This window comes from Nostoc sp. NMS9, assembly GCF_017114995.1.
Lineage (GTDB): Bacteria > Cyanobacteriota > Cyanobacteriia > Cyanobacteriales > Nostocaceae > Nostoc.
In genome coordinates this window covers 93,614-111,611 of sequence record NZ_JABXKL010000083.1, presented here as the reverse complement: position 1 = coordinate 111,611, position 17,998 = coordinate 93,614, and the positions used below count along the sequence as shown (strand labels likewise).

General features: G+C 41.8%; 15 protein-coding genes and 1 pseudogene. 5 read left to right on the top strand and 11 right to left on the bottom strand.

Annotation, left to right across the window (positions count from 1 at the left end; translation table 11 throughout):
* The 4 genes and pseudogenes from HWQ40_RS26825 to HWQ40_RS26810 form a co-directional block, all read right to left on the bottom strand.
* Window positions 1-2,301: pseudogene (locus HWQ40_RS26825) on the bottom strand (PAS domain S-box protein); the annotation flags it as partial.
* Window positions 2,302-2,555: 254 nt separating this feature from the next.
* Window positions 2,556-3,152: a molybdenum cofactor guanylyltransferase gene (locus HWQ40_RS26820; RefSeq protein ID WP_292784111.1), complete on the bottom strand. Its 597-nt coding sequence runs from the start codon at window positions 3,150-3,152 to the stop codon at window positions 2,556-2,558.
* A gap of 99 nt (window positions 3,153-3,251) precedes the next feature.
* Window positions 3,252-5,309: a thioredoxin domain-containing protein gene (locus tag HWQ40_RS26815; protein ID WP_292784109.1), complete on the bottom strand. Its 2,058-nt coding sequence runs from the start codon at window positions 5,307-5,309 to the stop codon at window positions 3,252-3,254.
* A 234-nt stretch (window positions 5,310-5,543) separates the two neighbouring features.
* Entirely contained in the window at window positions 5,544-5,699 is a 156-nt protein-coding gene (locus tag HWQ40_RS26810; RefSeq protein ID WP_292784107.1) for a hypothetical protein, read from the bottom strand.
* 483 nt (window positions 5,700-6,182) lie between these two features.
* On the opposite strand from HWQ40_RS26810, the gene clpP reads away from it, so the two are divergent.
* Window positions 6,183-6,794 (top strand): ATP-dependent Clp endopeptidase proteolytic subunit ClpP, encoded by a 612-nt coding sequence (gene clpP, locus HWQ40_RS26805; protein WP_292784105.1) that lies wholly within the window; start codon window positions 6,183-6,185, stop codon window positions 6,792-6,794.
* A gap of 259 nt (window positions 6,795-7,053) precedes the next feature.
* Here the strand turns inward: clpP and HWQ40_RS26800 are convergent, their stop codons facing one another.
* A complete protein-coding gene (locus tag HWQ40_RS26800; protein ID WP_292784103.1) occupies window positions 7,054-7,803 on the bottom strand; it encodes a hypothetical protein in 750 nt (249 codons plus the stop codon).
* An 80-nt stretch (window positions 7,804-7,883) separates the two neighbouring features.
* A complete protein-coding gene (locus HWQ40_RS26795; protein WP_292784101.1) occupies window positions 7,884-8,768 on the bottom strand; it encodes a hypothetical protein in 885 nt (294 codons plus the stop codon).
* 929 nt (window positions 8,769-9,697) lie between these two features.
* On the opposite strand from HWQ40_RS26795, the gene HWQ40_RS26790 reads away from it, so the two are divergent.
* The 3 genes from HWQ40_RS26790 to HWQ40_RS26780 all read left to right on the top strand — a co-directional run bounded on the left by HWQ40_RS26790 (window position 9,698) and on the right by HWQ40_RS26780 (window position 13,811).
* On the top strand, window positions 9,698-12,052 hold the full coding sequence (locus tag HWQ40_RS26790) for a ribonuclease R family protein (protein WP_292784099.1): 2,355 nt from the start codon (window positions 9,698-9,700) through the stop codon (window positions 12,050-12,052).
* A gap of 17 nt (window positions 12,053-12,069) precedes the next feature.
* Complete coding sequence (locus HWQ40_RS26785; RefSeq protein ID WP_292784097.1) at window positions 12,070-12,690, top strand: flavin prenyltransferase UbiX; 621 nt, start codon at window positions 12,070-12,072, stop codon at window positions 12,688-12,690.
* Between the two features lie 419 nt (window positions 12,691-13,109).
* Window positions 13,110-13,811 (top strand): LapA family protein, encoded by a 702-nt coding sequence (locus HWQ40_RS26780; RefSeq protein WP_292784293.1) that lies wholly within the window; start codon window positions 13,110-13,112, stop codon window positions 13,809-13,811.
* A 19-nt stretch (window positions 13,812-13,830) separates the two neighbouring features.
* Here HWQ40_RS26780 and HWQ40_RS26775 read toward each other — a convergent pair whose 3' ends face one another.
* From HWQ40_RS26775 to HWQ40_RS26765, 3 genes are all read right to left on the bottom strand, one after another.
* Entirely contained in the window at window positions 13,831-14,025 is a 195-nt protein-coding gene (locus HWQ40_RS26775) for a hypothetical protein (protein ID WP_289797223.1), read from the bottom strand.
* A gap of 1,014 nt (window positions 14,026-15,039) precedes the next feature.
* Window positions 15,040-15,297: a DUF5615 family PIN-like protein gene (locus HWQ40_RS26770; RefSeq protein ID WP_292784095.1), complete on the bottom strand. Its 258-nt coding sequence runs from the start codon at window positions 15,295-15,297 to the stop codon at window positions 15,040-15,042.
* Window positions 15,266-15,601, bottom strand: coding sequence for a DUF433 domain-containing protein (locus HWQ40_RS26765; protein ID WP_292784093.1), 336 nt, complete (start codon window positions 15,599-15,601; stop codon window positions 15,266-15,268). The genes HWQ40_RS26770 and HWQ40_RS26765 overlap by 32 nt, the downstream gene beginning before the upstream one ends.
* A gap of 194 nt (window positions 15,602-15,795) precedes the next feature.
* Here HWQ40_RS26765 and HWQ40_RS26760 point away from each other — a divergent pair, with 194 nt between their 5' ends.
* Window positions 15,796-16,341 (top strand): shikimate kinase, encoded by a 546-nt coding sequence (locus HWQ40_RS26760; protein ID WP_292784091.1) that lies wholly within the window; start codon window positions 15,796-15,798, stop codon window positions 16,339-16,341.
* A gap of 132 nt (window positions 16,342-16,473) precedes the next feature.
* Here HWQ40_RS26760 and HWQ40_RS26755 read toward each other — a convergent pair whose 3' ends face one another.
* On the bottom strand, window positions 16,474-17,076 hold the full coding sequence (locus HWQ40_RS26755; RefSeq protein WP_292784088.1) for a Uma2 family endonuclease: 603 nt from the start codon (window positions 17,074-17,076) through the stop codon (window positions 16,474-16,476).
* A gap of 65 nt (window positions 17,077-17,141) precedes the next feature.
* Window positions 17,142-17,750, bottom strand: coding sequence for a hypothetical protein (locus HWQ40_RS26750; protein ID WP_292784085.1), 609 nt, complete (start codon window positions 17,748-17,750; stop codon window positions 17,142-17,144).
* Between the last annotated feature and the right edge of the window lie 248 nt (window positions 17,751-17,998).

The following is a 17,998-nucleotide window of genomic DNA, read 5'->3' as shown; positions in this document are numbered from 1 at the left end:
TTAATGCAAAGTTAACTGCGTAAATTTTATTTTGAATACTGTTCCATGATTGCGTTCTAGAGTAATATCGCCTTCTAGTTGTTCTGTAACCAAGTCATGTACTAACGACAGACCCAAAGAATCAGTATTTCTCCAATCTAAATTATCTGGTAAACCAATCCCATTATCTCGGATAGTCATCTCGATACTATTGCCAGCATTGTGTAAAGCAATACTGATTGTGCCTGCTTGTTGATTGGGAAAAGCGTGTTTGAGGGCATTGGAGATTAATTCGTTAATCACCAATCCACAGGCAATAGCTTGATCGACATTCAAGCTTACTGAATCTATATCAGTTTCTAGAGAAATTTTACCAGGGCATATTTGATAGGAAATTAGCAAGCTGGCTGCTAAATTACTGATATAGTCAGCGACATCAATTTGTCCTATATTAGCGGAAGTATATAAATTTTTGTGAATTAGAGATATTGACTCAATTCGATTTTGACTTTCTCGAAGAACTTTGATGATTTCCGGATCTTTGAGTGTTTGAGACTGAAGTTGTAATAAACTGGAGACAATTTGCAAATTATTTTTAACTCGATGATGAACTTCTTTTAAAAGAACTTCTTTTTCAGCTAAGGCAGTTTTTAACTTGACTTGAGCTTTTTGTCTTTGAAATAGTTCAGTTTGAGCTTGTGCTAAGATGCTGGATTGTTGAATTGCGATCGCTAATTGGACTGTCACTTGATCGAGCAAATCTAATTGATTTCCTTCCCACTCACGAAAATCAGAGCATTGGTGAGCAATCAGTAAACCCCAAATGTGAGAGCCAGGGTTTTGAGAGCTTACTTCTAGTAAAATGGGCACAACTAAATTTGCTTTCACTTCAAACTGTTCTAACAGGCGAATATGGCAATCAGTTAGTCCAGCTTCATAAATATTAGTGATCGCTCGTTTGCGTCCCTGATAATATTCCACTCCTGCGCCTGTTTGAAAACACGTATCATGAATCTGTATACCCAAAGAAACCGTCCATCCAGGTTCCACTGATTCTGCCATAATTGTGCCGATCATCTCTGAGTCAAACTGATAAACTACGACTCGATCAACCCCAAGTAAATCTCGCACTTCTCGAACTGTTGCATTTAAAATATCTTGAAGATTCAAAGATTGACGAATCCGTTGAGCAACAGTTCGCATCAATTGCTCCCGCTCGGCTTGGGCTTTTAGAGCTAGTTCAGTTTGCTTACGTTCTGTGATATCTTGCCCAATACCAATAATTTGACCATTTGAAAGGTAAACATTAGTCCAAGACGTATCTAGTAAACGACCATCACGCATCTGAGTTCTAAAGTCACCCCAATTGCGTTGTGCAGACTGCATAAAATTAATTACATGCTGTCGATATTCAAGATTAGGATATAACACTTCCAAGACATTACGAGTTTGGAAATCTTGAAATTTCCAACCTAGAATATTTTCCCATTCTTGGTTGACCCATTGGAGTTTACAATTAGGATCAACTAGGGCAATCATCAACGGTATATTTTCAAAAATTATCCGCAAAAACTCATTTTTTTCTTGGAGTTTTGTTTCGGCATTTTTGCGGTCATTGATATCATTAAATACCGTTAAAATTGCTGACTCATTGTTAAAATTTAAATACTGTAAAGAAGCGATCGCCCAAAAACTAGTTCCATCTGCTTTTTTTAATTGCAGTTCATAATTATGAATAAAACCTTGCTGATTAAGAAGTGTCAACACTGCTTCTAAATCTGTCAGATTATGATACAAATCTACAATTTTTTTGCGATTCACTAAATACTCTGGAGAAAACTGAAATGTTTGAAGCAACTCTGTATTAGCGTATAAAATCAACCCATCAGACACACGCGAAATAATGAATGGAACAGGAATGGCTTCAGAAATAACTCGAAATCTGGCTTCACTTTGTTGAAGAGTTTTTTCTATTTGTTTGTGTTCTGTGATGTCTCGTATATGAACTAAGCGAGCCTTATAACTGCCATAGTCTATTGTCTGTGTGAAAATTTCAACATCAATAATCTGTCCATCTTTTCGCTGATGTCGCCATCGCCCAGTAAAATCTAAGTTAGAGTGCTTTCGTCCTAAATATTCAAGGAAGATAGGCACATCTTCTGAAGGGCGAATGTCAGTTATTCGCATTCGCAAGAACTCTTCTCGTGAGTAGCCGTAGTGAACAACAGCAGCTTCATTTACATCTAAAAATTGTAGATTATTCTGGTTATATACCCACATAGGGGTGGGATTTTTGGAGAAAAGTAAATTAAAGCTCCTTTGGCTTTCATTTTCAGGAAATAGCATTGGTGGTTATGTGATAAAAGTTTTTATTATGTACTAATTTTAATGAGTTTAAATCTCAAATAACCAAGACACGATAAATCAAGACGCGATAAATCGCGTCTCTACAATCTGGGTTTTGGGCTGATCTGAACTGTGTTGAACTATAGAGGTGAATTCAAATCATCCGAAAAATGACTTTATAACCAGAGTTTCCGCAGGTTCAGTTCAGGATTAAGTCCCCATTCCCCAATTCAACTTAAAGCCAAGTCTTCTGGTGTATTACAGTTAAACAGCATTTCTGGTTCTGCTAAGGGCAAAACTTCTACCGGATATTGCCGAAGCCACTGTTGAAACGATCGCTCCCCTTGCTTGATAAACTCTAGGAGTTGTGGCAAACAGCGACGGCGATAGAAACCACACAGAGGTTCCCAGCCTTTTGGATGACAAGCTAAAGCTGCGATCGCATTATTCCCTACACTATCAAGTCTAGTTACCCAATCTTGCAACACCTCAACCTGCAACCTCGGCAAATCGCAAGCTAGCAACAGCACCCAATCTGTCTGTACTTCGGCTAGCCCTTGGGCAAATCCAACTAAAGGCCCGTGGGCTAGAGATTCTCCAGATAAAGGCACTTCCCGGATAAACTCACAACCAGGCAAAAGCAAATCTTGATAGCGTTCTGGCCAGGGAGTTACTACATAAACAGTATCAGAACAGCCTCTAGCAATCCCACAAACTCGCTGCAACAACGGCACTCCTTGAATGGGAATCAAAGCTTTATCCTCACCCATCCGAGAACTCTTACCGCCAGCTAACACAATTGCTGTTAATTCGCTTCGGGTCGTCATAATTTTGTAAGTTCGTAGCAAATTCTCTTAAAAAACTCTGCGTACCTCTGCGCTTTCCTTAGCGTCCCTCTGCGTTTAAAAACCGCTACGAATTAAAAATCACCCTCTATTCTGACTTTTCTGGACTTGTTGCAATAAATGCTCTACACTTTCTGCTGGTGCAAGACACTTCAAACCTTGGCAAACTAACCCAACGCTTCCCTCTGGTAAATCAGATGTTATCGCAAACACAGCTGCGGGCAAAAATTTGGGGATCAAAGCGTTGATTTGCTCAGTTGTGCTGCGAATCAAGGTAGAATTACGATACCAATCCAAAGCTGTAAACAAGCTGGGACAAGCTTGGGGAGCGCGATGCATTACACTCCTAAAAGCTTTTAAACCAAGCTCCGCTAAATCCAAATAATCTAGATTATCGGTGAGTAGAGCGAGACGCACAAGGTTAGCGATCGCAATTCCATTGGCTGATGGTGTCGCATTATCTGCATAACTACGCTCTCTGACAATTAAATCTTGACTAGAATCGCTTGATGTGTTGTAGTACCCACCTAATTCTACACTCCAGAGAAATTCGTTAAATTCATCTTGGATAGCGATCGCATTTTCTAACCATTGCTCATGCTCAGGGTTGGAAGCTTGTAAATCTAGCAGAGCTTTAACAAACAAAGCATAATCTTCAGACTGCGCTAAAACGGTTGGTTCTCCTTGATAGTTGAGTCTCTGGAAACGCCCATCGACAAACTGATTTTCCAAGATAAAATTCGCCGCTCGTGCTGCTAATTCCAGGTACAAAGGTTGTTGGAAAACCCCAGCAGCCCTAGCCAGCCCAGAAATCATCAAGCTATTCCAAGCGACAATCATTTTCGTATCTGTCACCGAGGGAATACGACCTGGCCAGTTAGTAGTTTTTGCTTCCTGGTTGTTACGAGCAGCAGGAAAAGTTTCTAGTGACTCAGAATTAACGCCGTAACGAGCTGTAAAGAGCTTACTCAGTGCCGTTTCCAGCGTTGCACTCAGTTGACCTGAATGGCGTCTTTGCAAAACATTACGTCCTTCAAAGTTGCCGTTAGCCGTCACCGTAAACTGTTGTTGTAATTCCGTTAATTCTTCAGGCGTTAACAGTTGTTGTAATTCGCTGTAACTCCAGACGTAAAAGGCTCCTTCTTCTGGTTCTACCGCCGTGGATTCAGTGAAGCTATCGGCATCTTGAGCAGCATAGAAGTAACCTTCTGGCGCAGTCATTTCTCGCTTCAGCCATTCTACAGTCCCAGCAACCGCCCTCTCAAAGGCTGGCTCTTGTACTCCTGCACTCCATAAAGAAGCCAGATACTCGACAATCTGTCCATTGTCGTAGAGCATCTTTTCAAAGTGGGGTACTGTCCAAGTCGGGTCAACAGTATAGCGATGAAAACCACCGGCTACATGGTCATAAATGCCGCCCAGGGCTAAGTCCAGTCCCCGCTGGGTAAAAACTTGCTTGCCATCATAGCGAGATTCAAAATTAAATCGAGTTCCCCGCAGTGCTAATTCTGTGTAGGGAATCATCGGAAAACTATTGCCAGATTGACTAGGAGTAATTACGCCTGTACTGATTTCCCAACCTTGGCGGAGTAATTCCTGGTCTTCAAGCTCGGTTGTTGTACCGTCTTGCAACACCGCAGACGTAAGCAGAGACTCAATAATTAAGGCTTTACGTTGTTGTAAGTCCGCTTTTTCTGTATCGTAATAACGGCGAAGCGCTTGCAACACCTGCAAAAATCCCGGACGACCATAGCGCGGGTCTACAGGGAAATAAGTACCAGCATAAAACGGCACTAAATCTTCTGGGGAAAGAAAAATATTTAAAGGCCAACCCCCTTGACCGCTCATCATCTGCAAAGCCTGCATATAGATGCTATCGAGGTCAGGTCTTTCTTCCCTGTCTACTTTGATGGGAAGATAATTGGTATTCATGTAGTCAGCGATCGCAATATCAGAAAAAGCCTCGCCTTCCATGACAGTACACCAGTGGCAACTAGAATAGCCAATGGAGAGAAAAATCGGTTTATTTTGCGCCCTTGCAGTTGCAAGTGCTTCATCACACCAAGGCCACCAATCAATTGGGTTTTCGGCGTGTTTGCGGAGATAAAGGCTCTTAGCTTCAGCAAGGCGATTAGTCATAATCAAACGCAAGTAGTTGCCTTCTTTGCTCAGTCTACCCTGTTCTCAGGAGTGTTAGCCTAGACAGCTATGTAGATTAAGTTAAGAAACTCAATGAGCGAATTATCCCTTTGTTTTTAATATCGCCTAAGTAAGTTGGTGTAAAAAATTGCAGTTTTGTAGTTAGGGAATCATCTATATAATTGGGTTTATTTACACCCACTTACTTACACCAGTGCAACTTCTGAAACATTCTTATTGAAAAGATCGCAATAGCAAGCTAACAATATTTGGTGGTGTTTCTTGCATAGGTGATGCTGTCTTTGTTTGCATTAAAGTATTTGGGCTAAGTCCTGCTATCAGATGGAGCAAGAAGGTGATGATGGCGGCTTGTATAAGTTTTTCCAGCATGGCACGTCTCTCTCTAAGTGGATAGCATTTCAACTGCGACTGGTTATTCTAAATACATCTCGTACTCCCGATTTACCGAATCTAACAAAAATAACTTGATAAATGCCGAAGGAAATCCTAAAAAAATGTTTAAAATGTTACTGATAGTTAACATAATTCCCTAAGCAAGTTGGATTTCGGTTATCGGTCTAATCAATACATGACATCGCCAAGGTTGTGCAGCAAAGTCCGAGATATAAGATTGGCGACAATTGAAGTTTTTTGATTTATTCTTCCCTAAATCGGGATATTCTCTTAGACAGCTTTTGTCGCTAAAAAGTGCCCTTGGAGTATAAATCTATTGCAAAAGCATATTTTGCTCCTTTGTTGAATCAGACAGAATAGCCAAGATTTACTTATATCTACCTGGGAATAGTAGAGATCAGCCCCAGTTTCGTGCTGTCACCGATAAAATGTATTTAAAGTAGCCACAAACACGCTTCCATGATTCCTATCGTTATTGAACAATCGGGTCGAGGTGAACGCGCCTTTGACATCTACTCACGGCTGTTACGTGAGCGCATCATCTTTTTGGGACAACAAGTTGATAACAATATTGCCAACTTGATTGTTGCCCAACTGCTGTATTTGGATGCTGAAGACCCGGAGAAAGACATTTATATGTACATCAATTCTCCCGGTGGTTCGGTGACGGCTGGTATGGGCATTTTTGACACTATGAAACATATTCGCCCTGATGTCTGTACAATTTGTACCGGATTGGCGGCAAGTATGGGTGCTTTTCTCCTCAGCGCGGGTGCTAAGGGTAAGCGGATGAGTCTACCCCATTCTCGGATTATGATTCATCAACCTTTAGGTGGCGCTCAAGGACAGGCGACTGATATTGAAATTCAGGCGCGGGAAATTCTGTACCACAAGCGGCGGCTAAATGACTATTTAGCTGAACATACAGGTCAACCAATTGAGCGCATTGCTGAAGATACTGAACGTGACTTTTTCATGTCACCAGAGGAAGCCAGGGACTACGGTTTGATTGACCAAGTGATTGACCGTCATGCTGCTGGTAGCCGCCCAGCAGTTGCTGTTCTTAATTAATAGTCACGATTGGTAAATGGTGATTTACCACTTTTAATTCCCTAAACCCTAAAAATAACCCCTTTTCAGAAGTGAAGAGGGGTTATTTGATTTCAAAACTTGATTTAGTAAGTCCAAAACTCGATTTAGAAGTTCAAAACTTGATTTAGAAGTTCAAAACTCGATTTAGAAGTTCAAAACTTGATTTAGAAGTTCAAAACTCGATTTAGAAGTTCAAAACTTGATTTAGAAGTTCAAAACTCGATTTAGAAGTTGGAAATCAAAATCCTGCTATTGGATCTGGCTGAGATTGGAGATATTGGAGGAATTCATGTAATTCCTCATTGGTTAGGAAAAAACGCGATCGCTTACCATAAGTTTCAATCAGATGTTCCCGTCCTTGTTCTGGTGTCCAGCCTAAACGCTGAAGTTCAACATTTGTTTGAGCAATCAGAACGTTATCTGTTTGAGCAATCAGAACTTTGTCTAATGGCGGTGTCGGTTGAGATACAAGGTATTGGAGGAAGTCTAATAATTCGACTTCTGTCAGCAAAGTACGCGATCGCTTCTCATAGTTTTTTTTCAGATGTTCCTGTCTCTGCTCTGTTGTCTGGCCTAATCGCTCCGTTTCCACATTAATTTTGGCAATCAGAACTTCGTCTAATGGCGGTGTCGGTTGAGATACAAGGTATTGGAGGAAGTCTAATAATTCGACTTCTGTAAGCAAAGTAAGCGATCGCTTCTCATAGTTTTCTTTAAGATGTTCCCGTCCCTGCTCTGTTGTCCACCGTAATCGCTGCATTTCCACATTAATTTTGGCAATCAGAACTTCGTCTAATGTTGGTGTCGGTTGAGATACAAGGTAAAGGTATTGGAGTAAGTCTAATAATTCTTTATATGCCAGCAAAGTACGCGATCTCTCCCCATAATTTCTTTTGAGATGCTCCCGTTCCTCTTCTCTTGTCCAACCTAATGACTGCATTTCGACATCTATTTGAGCAAGTAGTTCAGCAAAATTCACAGGTTCCATAACTTCGTCACAGTTTCAACAGCCTACGTTATTAGTCATTAGTCCTTACAAATGACTAATGACTAATGACTAATGACAAATCAAAATCCCGCTATTGGGTCTGGCTGAGATTGCAGGTATTTGAGAAATCCGTGTAATTCTTCTTCAGTCAGCAAAGTCCGCCCGCGCTTACCGTAGGTTTCAATCAGATGCTCCCGTCCCTGTTCTGGTGTCCAGCCTAAACGCTGAAGTTCGACATCTGTTTTAGCAATTACATCTGATAAATCGACTGGTTCAGCTTTTTTCTTTCTCTTTCCTGTCACTGACGGGGTAGCGACACTTTCTTGAGGGCTGTAACTCCGGGGTGTAAATGGTGTGACATTGTTGGCAGAAATTGCCGGAAAGGTTTGATTTTCTGGCTGGTTATCAAAATTTATTTCCAAGTTCTCAACTGGAGGATCAAATTCTAGCTCCCGGTTGGCAGTCATCGGAAAGTTTTGACCTAAATCCTGGCTATAGGTATCGTTTAGAGGCGCAGCATTGCTGTACTCGTATTGTTCGTTACTGCTTGTTACTACTTCTGGTTTGATGTTCCGTTCTTTGGAAGGCGGTATAGATATTTCTTTGTCGCTGACTGCTGACCACTGACTACTAACAAAATCCTCATTTTTAGCAGAGGAATAAGCAGCAGGCTCACTCAATCCACCTTTAGTATTCAAGGAAGGATTTAGCTGTGCCGGGGAAACTGGATTTGAGGTCAACGCCACTGATTCGGGTGGCGCGTTTGTAATACCCAAAACTATCAGCGCCCTGGTTCTGGCTTGGTCTTCTGCGGCTTCTACTGTTTCTGCTGCTGCCATACCCGTAGCACGGGTTACGCCTTCAATTTGCACGCTTGCTCGGACAATATATTTTCCTTGAAAAATTTGCACTAATTCAGAAATCAGACTGCCCTTGGGATACAAGCTCTGGAATTGAGCCAACATAATACTGCTACCAATCTAAATATTTTTAATAACCGGGTTGATACTGCCTGTATGTTCAAGCGAGATCGGTTGCCCTTACTTTAATTTACATCCACTCGATACTCAGGATGCCTGCCAATATTGCATTTATTGATTTTTAATTATTTACTATGTGTCATCAGTTTCTTGGCAAACGATGAGTAGGTATAATTCTCTGCTCTGAGCCATCAAGGTGATATTCTTGCTTTGCCTGGTGTCTCAATTGTAGCAGTAGCTCTTTTTTGACGAAATTTTTGGTCAGTGCTAACTTATCTGGGTAGTCTTGCTTGCAATGCTATACTGATTACCCAACTCGATATCTAGAACTATTTTCTGGAAGTGCGCTCTAAATCTACAATAATGGAGATAAGGTTCGCCCTCACTGCTTATTAAGCTGCTTACCTAATTGTTACCGATTCTACATGTGGGAAAATTGGGTTCACCAGCAGTTCCTCCTAGTTAACAATCAGAGTCTAATGGCGTAAAATTACCTTCTCTCTAGACAATCAAACACCTGTAGTTTCCCTGCATAGCGCTTTTGGGCAGTATGGATTCTCTAAACCCAACTTCTCAAAAACCCGTCGCGTAATTAACTAGCGGGGCTAAATGTTAATCAGGCGTGCAATCTTAAGTTTGGTTAGGTGAAGAGACTTGAACGCAGGCGAACTCTGAGAACATCGTGCAGTGAGAAGTTCGTAGACGCCCAGAGTTGTCTGTGGGTAGGCTTCCTTTGCAAAGGAACTGTGGGGTAGTTTCCCGCTCTTGCTGGGTCTGGCTTCCTTTCCTGAGAACTTAGGAAGCCTTGCTTCAGGGCAATTAGTTTCCAGCTTGTTTCTGTAAGCCGTGAGGGTATACAGAAAAGAACCAGATTAAACAACAAATGATGTTTTGACCAAAGGTCGGTTCACTGCATGGAATTTTCAATCGCTACACTCCTTGCCAATTTCACCGATGATAAATTGGTAGCTCGGAAGGTTTTAGAAAAGAAACTTGGCTGTGAAGATGAAAAAAGTTTACAAAAACTTCACATTGCCTTAGATGTTCTTGAAAAAATCGGTATTTTAGTGAAGGAACGGGGCAAATACCGCCGTGTCTCAGAAGAGGGAATAATCGAGGCAAAACTCCGTTGTTCTAGTAAAGGCTTTTGCTTTGCTATTCAAGATGTGGAAGGAGCCGAAGATATTTACATCCGCGAAAGTCATCTGAGTAATGCTTGGAATGGCGATCGCGTTTTGGTGAGAGTTCTTAAAGAAGGCAGTCGCCGTCGCTCTCCTGAAGGGGAGGTAAAGCTGATTCTCGAACGCTCTAACCACACTTTACTGGCACGAATCAAGCAGGTAGAAACTGGTTTTAGGGCTGTGCCTTTAGACGATCGATTGCTGTTTGAACTCAAGATTCAACCTAACGGGGCAAAGTTAGAAGAAGCGATCGATCATCTGGTTCATGTGGAAGTTTTGCGTTACCCGTTGGCACAATATCCTCCCCTTGGTCGAGTGGTGCAAATCCTCGGCAGTGATGCCGAAGCCGCTGCTGATATAGATTTAGTTACGTGCAAACACGACCTTTCCCGGACTTTTCCAGATAATGTTCTAGAAGCAGCCGCGAGGTTGCCCAAAAAGCTCCTGAAAGCAGACCTGAAAAATCGGCTGGATTTACGTAATTTGTTTACTCTCACGATTGAAGGGGTAAATAGTGATACCAAAGTTATAGAAAACGCTTTTAGTTTAGAAAAAAACTTAGCCGGAAATTGGCTTTTGGGCGTTCATATCACCGATGTTTCTCACTATGTCCAACCTGACGAAGCCCTAGATAGAGAAGCACTCAAACGGGGCAAATCAGTATATCTGGGAGAATTAGTGTTACCAATCTTGCCCCCAACTGTGGCAGAACGCTGTTCTTTAGTACCTGGGAGCGATCGCTTAAGTATCTCTTTTTTAATTACCATTGATCCCCAATCGGGAGAAGTGCTGGAATGGGAAATTCAACCCAGTGTAATCAATGTCGAGACTGCACTGACTACTGAACTTGCCCAAGCAATTCTCACAGGTGGAGCTGAAGATAAATCATCACAGGTTTCCCAAATCCTGCAAGACCTCCAAGCCTTGCAAACAGCCGTGAAACAGGTACGCTTGACTCGTGGTAGCCTCCAGTTGAATCTGCCGCCTAGCCAAAATGCTTATTATGATGAGGGGATTCTTGGCGCTGTGGTGGTGAATGATTTACCAGTGCGATCGCTACTCACGGAGTTGGTACTGTTAGTTAACCAACTGTTTGCAACTCACTTAAATGCCCTTGGTGTTCCCGCTATCTGGCGAGTTCAAGGTACTCCTGATGTTGAAGATGTCCAGGAAATGCTGAAATTGGCAGTCAATTTAGGCGTTGACCTCACATTAGATCCAGAAGTTGATATCCAACCCTTAGATTACCAACATTTGACTACAGCTTTTGCTGAATCTCCCTCTGAGCAAGTTCTTACTTACTTGTTACAAGATACACTTAAGCCGTCTGCATACAGTACCACCAAAGGATCTCACTTTGGTCTGGCACTACCGCAATATGTCCACTTTAGCGCTCCCTTGCGGCGTTTTCCAGATTTGCTCATGCAGAGAGTGTATTACACACTACTCGAAAACGGACGCGATCGCCGCAATACCCGTGTCAGAGAGCGGGTTAACCTGCGCCACTCCTCCAGCCACGAGGAAATTAACTGGAACGTTTTACCCCCAGAATTGCAACAAGAACTCCAAAGCGATTTGACTAGGGTAATTGTCCAAATCAACGACCGCGAAAAAGAAGTCCAAGAAGCCGAAGCCGATTTAGCCGGACTGCAAAAAGCCCAACTGATGAAGCAACGCATCGGTCAGGTATTTCAAGGCGTGATTACCGGGGTTCAATCCTACGGTTTCTTTGTGGAAATTGAAGTGCCAGCAGCTGAGGTGGAGTCTACCAGTAATCCTGGTGTGCCTTTGCGGGTAGAGGGATTGGTACACGTCAGTTCTCTCAAAGATGATTGGTATGAATATCGCGCCAGACAACAGGCACTGTTTGGTCGCAAAAATCGCGCTTCTTATAGACTAGGCGATCGCGTCGCCGTCCAAGTTAAGAGTGTCGATTACTACCGTCAGCAAATTGATTTGGTAACAGTCGGCAGCGATGGCGTCGCCAAAGGGTTAACTGGCAATGATGCCCGTGACGAACTTTCAGACCTCTACTTACCAAATGATATGGAGCCTGATGACCTAGAGTCTTACTCTGAGGACGAGTAAAATCCACTAAACCTTACGTGTCAAATAACACCAAACCTTTAATTTTAGGCGTATCGGGCGCATCTGGTCTGATTTACGCTGTTCGCGCGATCAAATTTTTGCTAGAAGCGGAGTATAGCATTGAATTGGTTGCCTCTAAATCAACTTACATGGTTTGGCAGTCAGAACAGGAAATTCGGATGCCACCAGAACCAACCGGGCAAGAACAATTCTGGCGAGAGCAAGCTGGTGTTGCACTTTCCGGTAAACTCCGGTGTCATCCTTGGAGCGATGTCGGAGCCGGAATTGCCAGCGGTTCCTTTGCCACTCTGGGGATGATGATTATTCCATGCAGCATGAGTACAGTGGCAAAGCTAGCAGTTGGCTTGAGTTCCGATTTACTAGAACGGGCAGCGGATGTCCAACTCAAAGAAGGGCGAAAGGTGGTCATTGTCCCGCGTGAAACGCCTTTTAGCCTCATCCACTTACGTAACTTAACCTCTTTAGCAGAAGTTGGAGTGAGAATTGTCCCCGCTATTCCCGCCTGGTATCACAATCCCCAAACCATCGAGGATTTAGTTGATTTTGTAGTTGCTCGTGCTTTAGATCAACTAGATATTGACTGTATTCCAATTCAGCGGTGGCAAGGTCGTCGCTAACGCCCTGAGTGGATTTATTGTAAATTTCACAATAATCCTAAAAAGGTAATGATAGAGATGGCTGATAGTGTCAGTAGTCAGTGAACAGTAATCGGAGGCAGGAGTAAACCACGTTTAAAAGCAAAACGTGGGATTCAAGCAAGGCCAAAGGTGGGGCGGTTTGTCTGGGCGCTTTATATCGCACTCTGTGCCGCTACGTTAACGCACTATGTATTGTCTCTACCAGTATCTTCTTTTTAAACTGGGTAAATAACCTAGAACTATGGTTCCTAAGCTTGTCATTGGTGCAGCCTCTCGTAGACAAAGAAAGTAATCAATCATAATTCTTTCCTCCTGCCTCCTGCCCTCTGCCTCCTGCCTTCTCTGATAACTGACAACTGACAACTGACCACTGATAATTGACAACTGACAAAATTGCTATGGCTGTAATTCGCTTAATTCTATTGGTGGCAGTACTGGGAGGACTAACGCTGTTATTAGTCCAAAATTTCTCACCTGCCCTATCGTTAGTATTTTTGGGCGTGCGAACTCAACCATTACCACTAGCGATATGGATTTTGTTCAGTACTGCCACTGGTGCTTTCACATCGATATTGATTGCTACCTTATTTAATTTATCCAATTATTTTGTGGCAGGAAAACGCCAAACTCCTAACAGAGCAACCGCCCCTTCAAGTCGTGCCAAAGCAACCCGAAGAGAAGAACCTACATCTCGCCCTACCAGTCCTCCACCACCAGTTAGTAAAAATGAAGAGTCTAGCAGTGAGGGATTTGATGATTGGGAGACAAATAGCAGTAGAGATGATGATTGGAACTTTGATGAAAAGTCAGAGGAAGCGTCTATTCCTAATTCTCAAGCTCAACAACCTAGAGACTCAACAACTTACGAACGTCAATCAGAAGCCAAAAGCAGTTCTCAGTCTGGTTCAGTTTATTCCTACAGCTACCGCGAGCCAAAAAATACGGCTGCGGGAAAAACTGAATCAATTTACGATGCTGATTACCGGGTAATTATCCCCCCTTACCAGCCACCAACTACCAATCAAGCCGATGATGATGATTGGGAATTTTTTGAGGATGATAATGATTTTGAAGATGATGGTAAACGCCCCCGTCAGTGAGATGTAGCAGGCTACATCTCTATTTAATGCCACACCGCTCTCTAGACTCCTGCTTGACCTTACCAGTCATGGCAGCTTCCTGCAAAGTCATGAAAGCATTAAAATCTTCCAAGTCATATCGGGTAGTCAACAGTTGTCGTAGTTGATCTTCAGCTTCAACTGTCAAATAACCAGTTGCTAAAGCTCTTTCTACAACGTCACGAATTCGAGTCATGGTTGACACCTCATTCATTCTATATTTATTCATTCAGGCTTATCGGGGTGAAATATGCAGTAGTCTTTGTGTCGAAACTTCAACTTTTTTGCAAGTTTTTTTTGGGCGATCGCGGTAAATCAGTCATTATTTACACCTTTATCAGAAACATTTAATTGAGCGGGTCTTGTTATAACTAAACTTTTAGACTAACGACCCTGTGCTGTTAGAAACACAGTATTGTATATACTTAAAATTACCCACCAGAGTAAAAACCTTGGTTATTTAGATAGACAGATATTGTTTGGATAAAGTTTCAAACAAGCTATGTTAATTTTTTGGTTAAGCATAGCGATTACTATGCAGCAATTACCAAGTTACTTCAGGAAAATTACTACATTCCTAAGAAATTCATCGTTTATTACTTATGGTAATTTCACAGAAGAATCGTTAATCTATTGCCTAAGTTACTTTAAATACATTAATAACCGTAATTATGGCATTTCATTCCTCTTAAATAGAAGATGAATTTGCAGATTTTAAAAATAATTGGAAGTTAGGAAAGTTATAAGTAAATTTGATAAATGTAACGGGAAAAGCCTTGACATCCGTTGAAAAAAAATTCTCAGAGGTTTACTTTTTAGTTGTCTTCCTGCGGAAATTGCTAATATCGGCATCAAAGTCATAGTAGTGATATTGTTAGAGTTTATCTTTTTAATGGATTATAAAATACATAAATAAAATGCTGAGTAACCAAACCTGATACTCAATGAAGGTTAAAAACTGGAGCCGCCCAAGATGCGTTAGCGTACCCCTGCTCTTAAGCAAGCTACATGTAGCATTCTCTAGGAAAGCTTACTGTACTCCTTCCCTACAGGTTGCTGCGTGAACGTGGAAGCAAGCTACGCATAGCGTCTTGCTCCAGAAGATATCGCTTTTTTACATTTGAGTAAAACAATAAAAGCTTTCAGATAAATTCAAGTTGATATCTCATTTCTTCTGGCTCAAGAACTTCCCAGATTAAAATTAAACTCCTCAATATTTCCCCAATTGAGCGCAGTAAGTAATTCCTGAGTGCATAATAAAGCCACCTTGATGAAGTATCACAAAATCATCATCATGGGTGGAAATTACCCGATTCTGAGACATTGCAAAATAAAGCTGTTCTCCATCTGATGCAGCTATCAGCCCTGTTTCTGATGTAGTCGTCACATCAATCCCACGACGACGTAAGCCTTCTGCTATAGCATTACTGACATTCTCATCTAGGTGGAATCGAATTTTTTGTGTCATTTCGATTCTTTAGTTTCTCTTGCAAAATCGAAGGAGTTTGAGCCTGTACTTCTCTGACAAAGGCTTCTCCTTCTGCAATTTCAAGACTCATCTCATCTTGATGATCGTGGTAATAAGCTAGAGCAGCATAGACATCAGCTAAAGTGATACTGGGATAATGATAAACGATTTCGTCAGGGGAAAGCCCCATCCGTTCGTGCCAAATAACAATATCTTGCACTCTAATTCGGTGTCCAACAATGCGCGGTTTACCCCCATTTGGAGTAATTTCAATGTGTTCTGAGATTACTGGTATCTTAGACATTTTATCCAAGAAACACTCCTATAAGAACAAATTATATTTTAATTATCCCCTGATTAGCGATCGCCAATCAAATAATTTTATCCAGTTGCCCGATAGGTGCAAAACTCCGTATTTTTAAATCCTAGATTGAGTTGTTGAGTTTATAATTTAAAACTGTGACTCAGCACTCAAAAATAATTGGAGCAAAGCAACTGGTGAACAGCTTATTACAAGGAGTCAACCTGTACTTAATTGGGATTATGGGCGTTGGTAAGACGACAGTAGGGCGCTTACTAGCAAAGGAACTGGGTTATGGGTTTGTAGATACCGATGATGTCATTGCCCAAGCAACAGGAAAATCTATCAATCAGTTATTTGCCCAAGAAGGTGAAGCCGGGTTTCGTCAGTTAGAAAGCGACGTACTTTCACAAGTTTGTGCTTTTACAAAGTTGACTATAGCAACTGGTGGAGGGATTGTACTGCGGCAAGAAAATTGGGGTTACTTGCACCACGGTTTGATAGTGTGGCTAGATACGCCAGTGGAGATAATTTACAGCCGTTTAGCTGAGGATACCACAAGACCGCTGCTGCAAGATGCCGATCCTAAAGCTAAGTTGCGATCGCTCCTCGAACAACGAACACCACTTTATTCTCAAGCCGATTTGCACATCACCGAGCGAGAGGGAGATACGCCTGAAGACGTTTCCCAGCGAGTACTTGAGGCAATTCCTAGCATACTGAAAAAACCTGTTTCTCATTAATGGGGAAGATCGATCTAACTGTGTCTGCAAAAGATATTTTTCATGAATCAGTTAAAAAAGCTTTGCCCAGCGAATACTTGAGGCAATTCCTAGCGTTCTCAAAACACAAGTTTCTCATTAAGAAGACTCAAGTTACCAAATTTTGCCCATCCGCAGGATAAACCCTGGTAATTCTGGATTGCCACTAACTGCTTCAGGATTATCCAAAATTTCAACTTCTCGATTCGGACGGTAAATGTAGACTTTTAGATTCTGGCGATCAATTAACCAGCCTAGTAACGCACCGTTATCGATGTACTCCTGCATTTTCTCTTGTAATTTTATCAAGCGATCGCTCAAGGACCGTAACTCAATGACAAAGCTGGGACAAATTGGTGCAAATGAGGCTTTTTGTGCATCTGTTAAGGCGTTCCAGCGCTCCAGTTCAATCCAAGAAGCATCAGGGGAACGCATAGCGCCATTGGGTAGCGTAAAACCTGTACTAGAGTCAAAGCCTATGCCAGTGCCATCTTGTTCAGTCCAATTCCCAAGCTGTGCAGCAATGTTAAAGTTACGGTTGCCCGTATCTGAAAAAGCTGGTGGCATGATGATGACTTCCCCATTGGCAGTGCGCTCAATTCGTAAATCTCCATTGGCTTGGCAAAATTCGTAGAACTGCTCATTTGTCATCTGCACCAGCGAAGGAAAATTTACCGTTAGGGGTGTTCTTTCAGTTTGGATTAGTAGCGTTGTCATTTTCATTCCCTAACTTCAAAGCTATACTTTCCTAGCCTGTTTTATATTTAATTCCACTTACATACTTATCTTGGCTCTGTGCGAATTCCTGTCTCAGTAATTTCAGCCTTGGGATAGAAACAAATTTGCATTGCTAAGTGTATGAGCTTTTCTAGTTCGAGTCCTTTAGCATATTGCGCCATGTTCCAAAGGTGAGAAATCCAAGTATTATGAGGCTTATACATTTGAATGTATTTCTTTGAAACAGCCTTTATAGTCGTTTCCATATCACCAGTACTTAAGATATTCGCAACAAGCTCTTTTGTCTTACGTTCGCAAACTGCTCCCCAACGGCCATCATTGCAGTCAGCATCACCCTCGTTGACTACCGTACGCAATGATATTAACTTAGCATCTGATCCAAAAATATCAAAGTCAAACCAGTAATACTTTCCGACGTTACGAAAATAGGGGTGTCGAGCCTTTTCTATGTAGTGATCGGGGGTATTAGGACAGTCAATGTATGCAGGCGTACTACAGTTACCTAAAAATGAAACTGGACGAATACGGATGATCATTTCATCTTCATTAAAGATCCCTTCTTTATTAAAAGCCTGCTTTATCCATTGAGGTAGCTCTCCTGTTTCTAAAGCATACTTAATAGGTGAAAGGTTTTTGATACAGGCTGGCCACATAGCTTACTTGTTTTTATGCTTAGATACATCTGGGTCATTTTGACAGGCGATCGCCTTTTTCGCCAGCCTGTTTGGTTAATATTCTAAAAGCTTTTGCTAATAAAGATTTCAAAACCAGAGCCGATCAGTTGGTTGACATTGGCAAGTCGAGAAAATTAATTATTAGAGTCATTATAGTACAAACATACTCAAGTTTGGCAGCAGAGATTGTGAGGAGTTACAAAGTCTTCTACACTGACTGAAATAGG